At 41.9% G+C, this 7,063-nt stretch carries 4 protein-coding genes and 1 pseudogene; 3 read left to right on the top strand and 2 right to left on the bottom strand.

What is annotated here, in order from left to right; translation table 11 throughout:
- The 3 genes and pseudogenes from QT998_RS18300 to QT998_RS18290 form a co-directional block, all read left to right on the top strand.
- Nucleotides 1–458: pseudogene (locus QT998_RS18300) on the top strand (chromosome partitioning protein ParA); the annotation flags it as partial.
- A 172-nt stretch (nt 459–630) separates the two neighbouring features.
- Nucleotides 631–1,044, top strand: coding sequence for a hypothetical protein (locus QT998_RS18295; protein ID WP_333116776.1), 414 nt, complete (start codon nt 631–633; stop codon nt 1,042–1,044).
- Nucleotides 1,045–1,137: 93 nt separating this feature from the next.
- Nucleotides 1,138–2,418, top strand: a complete 1,281-nt coding sequence (locus tag QT998_RS18290; protein WP_333116774.1) for a glycosyltransferase — start codon at nt 1,138–1,140, stop codon at nt 2,416–2,418.
- A 438-nt stretch (nt 2,419–2,856) separates the two neighbouring features.
- Here QT998_RS18290 and QT998_RS18285 read toward each other — a convergent pair whose 3' ends face one another.
- Both QT998_RS18285 and QT998_RS18280 read right to left on the bottom strand, forming a co-directional pair.
- Nucleotides 2,857–5,250, bottom strand: coding sequence for a glycosyltransferase family 4 protein (locus QT998_RS18285; protein ID WP_333116772.1), 2,394 nt, complete (start codon nt 5,248–5,250; stop codon nt 2,857–2,859).
- 21 nt (nt 5,251–5,271) lie between these two features.
- A complete protein-coding gene (locus tag QT998_RS18280) occupies nt 5,272–7,041 on the bottom strand; it encodes a DUF4214 domain-containing protein (RefSeq protein ID WP_333116770.1) in 1,770 nt (589 codons plus the stop codon).
- Nucleotides 7,042–7,063: the final 22 nt, after the last annotated feature.

Below are 7,063 nucleotides of genomic sequence, written 5' to 3'. Positions count from 1 at the left end.
AAACTCAGGGGGAATTGGAACAGTCTCAGACTCAACTGCACCAAACTCAGGGGGAATTGGAACAGTCTCAGACTCAACTGCACCAAACTCAGGGGGAATTGGAACAGTCTCAGACTCAAGGAGAGCGGGTTCACTGGGAATTGCAGCGAGCAGAATATCAACAAGCTGTTGCTAATCAGGTAAATGGAAACGGTCAAATGCATTACAGACTATTAGTGTGGGAGGGATGGTATGCATATCGCAGCGGCGATTTGAAAAAAATGCGGGAGTGCTTGCAGGAATCTTTGAAATTTACGTCTTTATCGCGAACTGAAACAGTAAGTAATTGGTTAGAGGGTTTTAGCACTTTTTCCTCGGAGAAAGGTGGGCAGCTTGACAGCCATGCCTTGACGAATTCAGAAGAGTGGAAACAATTAATGCGCCGCCTTATTACCAAGGTAAACTTATTTAAAATTTGAATGTTGTGCAAGCCTCTGGGAAGTTTGATTCTAAGTCAATCGCTTTGTCGCTCTGGTATGAAGATAAATTTGATTGGCAGGTTCTAGTATCCGGTTCACACATTGCTGAAATCTTTTTGATAAGTTGAGGCAAAAATTAAAATATCTATTTGGCGCAAGCGAGAAACTAAAAATGACAGAGTGGAAGAATACGTTCGATTTTCAATTAAACTTAAATGCAGAGCCTATCCCTCTGTTTGCAGGAGAATTAGAGACATCTCAGCCAAAACTCCAAACAGGAGAAGAATTAGAACAGTCCCCTGACTTTATTTTCCTGGTATCAACGGTTGCTGCTCAACTTCACACTTCTGAGGAAGAGTTAGAGGAATCTCACGCTTTTGTACAATTGATGCAAGGGAAAATTGAGCAATTGCAGGGAGTGCAAGAGCAACTAAGCCAAACTCAGGAGGAATTGAAGCGGATTCAAACTTTGATGCAGGAAGTTCAGGCAGAAAAAGATTGGCTGCAATCCAAATATCTGGCTGTGAGACAGATGGCACACCAGCTTCAAAAGGAGCTGGAGCAAGCTCTGGCTCGGCAAAGATAGAATTGTAAGCAACCGCTGCGGCTGTTGACTTGCATACCGCAAGACCGCACTTGATCGTGAGTGAGTTAAATTATGAATAACGGGAGATGTGCTATGAACAAGGAAACATTAAACTCTAATTTTGGAGTTAATATAGGCGGTTTTGTCAAAGGTGAGTTTGGGCTTGGGGAAGGTGTCAGAGCGAATATTAGATCCATCAAAGCTGCGGGCATTCCCTACACAGTTAATAGCCTGAATGTCCAGTGGCACCGGAACTTAGATACCAGCCACAAAGAGGAAGATTTTGCGGCTGAAAACCCCTATGCAATTAATTTGGTCAACGTGAATGCCGAGTCCCTGGGTACATTTATTGATGCTTTTGGTAAAAGTTATTTTCAAAATCACTACAATATTGGATGTTGGGCTTGGGAACTGCCGACATTTCCTCCAGAGTGGCGGTTTGCTTTCGATTTCTTTGACGAGATATGGACTTACAGCAATCACTCAGCAGAAGCGATCGCAGCGGTGTCGCCTATCCCCGTGATTAAGATCATGCCTAGCCTCGATCTGCCCCAGCCTTCTTTGGGAAAAGAAGCTTTAGGTTTGCCTACAGATAAGTTTATTTTTCTTTTTATGTTTGACTCTCTGAGCACCTTTGAAAGAAAAAATCCCGAAGGAGTAGTTCAGGCATTTATCCAAGCTTTCGGCGAGTCAAATAACGATGTTTTGCTGGTCATAAAGTTTTCTAACTCGGAGCACTATCCTCACCAGCGAGATAAATTTAAGGAGTTAGTGGCAAACTATCCGTCAGTTCACCTGATAGAGGGGCATTTGATGAAGGAAGAGGTGAATGCCTTAATTTACAATTCTGACTGCTATGTATCGCTGCATCGGGCTGAAGGTTTCGGGCTGACAATGGCTGAAGCTATGTTTTACGGCAAGCCAGTAATCGCCACGGCTTACTCGTCTAATATGGAATTTATGAATGTCGGCAATAGTTTTTTAGTTAAATACGATTTGGTGACGCTTGTAGAAGAGCAGGGGCCTTACAAAAAAGGGAACACTTGGGCGGAAGCTGATATCGAACACGCTGCTGCTCTCATGTATTACGTCTTTCACAATTATCCGCAAGCCCAGGAAGTAGGTGCAAGAGCAGCTAGCGAGTTGAAGTCTTTATTGAGTCCGCAGACGATCGGCAAAAAAGTTAGAAGCCGCCTAGAACATATTATGAATATGTGGACAACAAACAACTTTTATAGCTCCAAAGATTACTTTAAAGCTCAAGCAAATTACTTTGAATCCCAAGCTCAAGCTTGGAAGAATACAGCACATCAAGTGCAGATGGAACTAGATCGCTACCAGAAACTTGCTTCCCCCCAGTCCAAGATCAAATAATTAACATCAATCTTGCTTGAGTTTTCAAGAAGTAGATAACTGCCTCTCCCCCTTTTTTCGTAACTGTTTTAGGATTTTCATGGCTTCCTGACCAGCGACTTTCCAACCACAATGATAGTTGCGATTAGGTGCATGAGAGGTACTCGTCTCATCATCAACAATATACTCCAAAGACATGAAGAATGGCGGCACAATAGACCTCTTGCAAAAATAATTAGGACAGGCAAGATGCCCATCTCACAAGATTTATTTTTTCTTGTGGAATGGGCATCCTGCCCGTCCCATGAATTGATGAAAAAATTTTTGCAAGAGGTCTAATGTTTTATCGACTCTCTCTCCAATATCTTTGAGCATTGCTAACATCAGCCTCCCTATTTCCATGTATCACCCCAGGTTTGTTAGCAATCCATGATGTAAAGGTAAGCCCCGATCCTCGATTTAATTTCCTATCCGCAGGTGTTTGAGGTATTCGAGAAAATTATTAGCTATCACTGCCCAGTCAAACTTTTGTTCAACATATTGTCTAGCATTCTCAATTCTGCTGCTTGTGGCGGAAATATCTTCCTCTTTTAGACTGGAGATCGCCTCATAAAAATGATCGATTCCGGCTATGATGCAGTGCTTTTCATGCTCAAGATCTAAACCCCTCGCTCCGAAAGGAGTAGTAATAATCGGAATCCCGGCTGCCAAGTAATCCAGCATCTTCAAGTTAGTCCCCGACCCGGACATCACTGGATTCAATGCCGCGTCAGCTACTCCCAAAACAACATTTTTGATCTCATCATTCACCAATCCCATAAAGCTAACATTCAAGGGAAGCTGTTCTCCAGAAAAAGCCCAACAAACATTCCCAACAATTAAGAAATTAACCTCCGGCATTCTCGCGGCGGCATTTAATATATAGCGGACAGCCTCTACATTCGGAGCGTGCCAACTGCCAATAAATAATGCTGTAAAACTCCCCTGCAAGCCGAGCTGTTTTTTATGAAAAATCCGCTGGGCTGGCGAAACATAGCTAACCGCATCTAAGTCTACTCCGTTAGGAACTTCAACAAACTTATTTAAGTCAGTGCCGTAGATTTCTTTCAGCCGCACAGCATCATTGTAGCAACATACCACAATTAAATCGCTGACTTGGCAGCATTCACTTTCAACTTTGCGAGCGGCTTCTAAAAGTTCACCTCCTTTTTCATAAGCTGCAAAAATATTTTTCTTGACATCCACTTGCACGTCATGGGCTTCATACCAAATAGGGCGATCGCATACTTCTTGAATTGCAGGCAAAAGATAGGAATTGCAAGCCACAATCAAATCTGAATCACTTGCTGCTTTCCTGAGAGCTTCCACATAAGCAGGTGTCAAACGGTATAGCTGAGGCATAACTACATCTGTAATTTGCAGTACCCCTGTCCTCGACCTGATAGATGCTTCTGCTTCTAAATGCTGCGGTGATTGGGGGATTCTGGTTTCCCAAACTCCGGGAGCAATTTCGCCTTGAAATGCCTCTCCACTATCAGTAAATGTGACTAATTCAACGTCAAATTTCTTAGCCAAATGCCGATAAAGGTGAAATACTCGACTTTGACCACCACCGCTTGGAGGGAAAATTGGATAAGTCAAAGCTACAGTAATTTTCTTGCGTTTTTGTACTGCTGTATTCGCGGTGTAGCGAACAGTTTCGCCCAGCAAGCGGGCAACAGCATTTTCCCAGGTAATGTCCCCAACCAATTTTTTGCCGACCGTTCCCATCCGCTGTGCTTCATCGGGATATTCGCACAGATAATCAATACGTTCAGCAATTATTTTGGGATCTAGCGGCACGGAATATCCCGTTTCTCCATTGCGAACAAACTCGTTCGGTCCACCTGAATCTGTAGCAGTAATCACAGGCTTTCCACTCATCATTGCCTCTACAGTAATTAATCCGTAATCTTCATCATAGGGAATATAAAGTACAGCAAAAGCATCAGCATATAGTTCTTCAAGTTCGCGATCGTTAACAAAACCCAGAAAAATAATTCTTCGATCGTCTCCTGCCATTTCTTTAAGATAATTCAGTTCATCGCCAGTGCCTGCAATTTTAAATTTAATATCGGTTTTGACATATTTCATTGCTTCTATTAATACACCGATTCGCTTGCTGCCGTACTCCAAGCGACTCGCTGTAAATAAATAATCAGTTTTGCCGGAACGCAGATTTTTAAGGATGGGAGGCGGGTAAATAGTTTCAACTCGACAGCCTGGGGGGAAATAATCTTTGCGATTGGCAACGTTGTGAGCGATCGCAGCATATTTCTTGACAGCACTCGGTGCCAATCCGATACTATCTAAGTAATGAACTATCTCGCGGATTAGCGGGCCTGGAAACTGGAAAGCATCGGCTGGCAAATACTCCCGACAAGAACGAAGCTGATTAATTTTTTGATAAAACTCGCTCAGCGAATCCCTGGAACCAGTGTTTTTTTGCATAAATTTCTGCAAGCCAGAAATTTCCCGATTATCTGTCGCGTATGTTTCTGGCCAGCTTGCTGGATAAGTGTCGTACAAGCCCCGCAACTTGTGCAGCATATAGCAGATATGGTTGGGATGCTGAACCATCCAAGACGGGTATTTACCAGAAATAACTAAATCAAAGTGGCTCAGATCCAACTGCGAAAAATGCCAGTAATTATCGATAAGTTCATCGAAATTACTCTCAGGGCTGGGCAATTTGATTAGATCAGCTTGGTGTGCAGTGTGCTGGTTTATGTGGTGCAGAAGTCCCCACCAGAGGTTTTCAGCACCTCCAATCCGAAACGGAACAGCACTAGGAGCAAGGATAGCAATCTTCATAATTATTAACTTATTTGTACTTCAACCGACTTTTTCAGCAGTAACGTCAAACAACCAACCATCTTTCAGCTTAAACTCTATATTTGCAAAACCCGCCACTTCTAAATAGTTAGTCAATAAAATTTTTGTAAACCCAGTAAAATGCCAATCTCCATCATAGGCTTGGGTTCCAAATAAACATTGAACTAATTTTTCTTGAAGCTCCACTGTTTGATATACTTCTTCTTTGAATAGTTCAAGTAAATCGATGAGGCTCGGAACCCTAAGTTGCAATATACCTCCGATTTTCAACAAGCGCGCCCATTCTTTAATCGTTAATTGTGTCTCGGCCCTGGGAAGATGTTCTAAGCAATCCTGAGCTATTATTTCTTCATAAAAACCTGAAGGTAGCATATTTAGACATCGGATGTCTGCTACTAAGTCTGGATTGTGACCGGAGTGAAGGTCTACATTTAAGTAACCAAGTTTGATATCGAATCCACAGCCGAGATTTAAACGCTGGGGATATTTAGAATAGTCAAATTCCTTCAATAATTTAAATTCTGATGATTGCCGGAATGCGTCAATAATATGCTGGCGTTTATTTTGGTCACCACCTAGATACTGACAATATGACTGTTTGCCCAACTCATCTGGTTCGCGGTTCAAATAGGTGCGGTAAGCTGCTTGCAAAAAAGCTTCGTCGCTGAGGCTGTTAGTTGATTGCAAAAAAGTTTCGTCGCTAAGTTGAATAGTCATCGAATTGTCTCCATCGACTTCATAAGGTTTAAAATCCATTTCTTCTTGCTCGGCTATTTTAACTATAGCTGCTACAACTTCTGGCGAAGTATTGTCGATTCCTGAAGCTACTACTTTATATCCGCTTTTTTTGATGTCTTCCACGTTCTCAGGAAAACTTTTATCAGCAACACCTGGTTGGTATAAATACTGTTCTTGTTCCTCTTGCGTCCTTACATTTTTTTTTGTTTCTAACTCTACTTCCTGAGTTTTTAATGTCTCTTTTTGAGGAGCGATTCCTGACAAAGTAAGGGCTAGTTTAAATTGGTCTGTATTCGCTGTTAACTTCGCAGGTTGAATTGTTCCTTTGTTTGATGGTGTCGGTTCAAGGGTAGTTATGTTCTGGCTAACTATTTCCTCAATGTCGGTATTATCTACTGCATCAATTGCTTGATTGTGATTTGGTAGGTGAGAAGAGAACTCATAATTTACGGGTTGTTGTATAGCCGAAACTAACTGTTGACGTTGACTTGATTTCCTGATTTTACTGCAAACTAATTTTACTGTAGCGCTGCCGAGTAATTCCGCTTCTGAAATTCCTGTAACTTTTCCTCTACTGTTCATTGTCGTGATCGAAAAACCGCTTTTAAAAAGCTCATAAATAAAGTTTTTTGAATAACTTCCGCTGCGGTCGAAATCCGTAGAGTTAAAAACTATGTACATAGTTATTTGAGGATTTTGTTTGAGAATATTTTGCATCTCATGGAAAATTAAAGGTGCAGCACCTTTCGCGTCTAAGTTAATCGCATCGATTTTGGGAATCCCTACCAGTACAGACTCTAAAGCAGAAGTTTCTACTTCAAAAAAAGTCTCATCTACTGTGGGAGGAAATAAACTGTTGGGTTCATGCGCCTCCTTGATTGCTATTTTTACCGTTCCTTCGGCGTCAGAAAGAACAACATTTAAAGTTGTTAATTTATGTTGCTGAGGACTGTCTGTTTTCAACTCATGTTTGAGGGAAGCGTATTGAAGAATGCGGGATTGAATGGTTCCAGCAGTAAGATCGTTAGGCATATTTTTTCACTTGCTCCGGCTC

The sequence above is a fragment of the Microcoleus sp. S1D4 genome, assembly GCF_036700765.1.
In the GTDB taxonomy this organism is placed as follows: Bacteria; Cyanobacteriota; Cyanobacteriia; order Cyanobacteriales; family Microcoleaceae; genus Microcoleus.
The sequence above is the reverse complement of the archived record's forward strand: the minus strand, read 5'-3'. Positions and strand labels throughout refer to the sequence as shown.

Coding starts and splice junctions, on each gene's coding strand:
- QT998_RS18295 (WP_333116776.1), top strand. CDS start 631: ATGACAGAGTGGAAGAATACGTTCGATTTTCAATTAAACTTAAATGCA.
- QT998_RS18290 (WP_333116774.1), top strand. CDS start 1,138: ATGAACAAGGAAACATTAAACTCTAATTTTGGAGTTAATATAGGCGGT.
- QT998_RS18285 (WP_333116772.1), bottom strand. CDS start 5,250: ATGAAGATTGCTATCCTTGCTCCTAGTGCTGTTCCGTTTCGGATTGGA.
- QT998_RS18280 (WP_333116770.1), bottom strand. CDS start 7,041: ATGCCTAACGATCTTACTGCTGGAACCATTCAATCCCGCATTCTTCAA.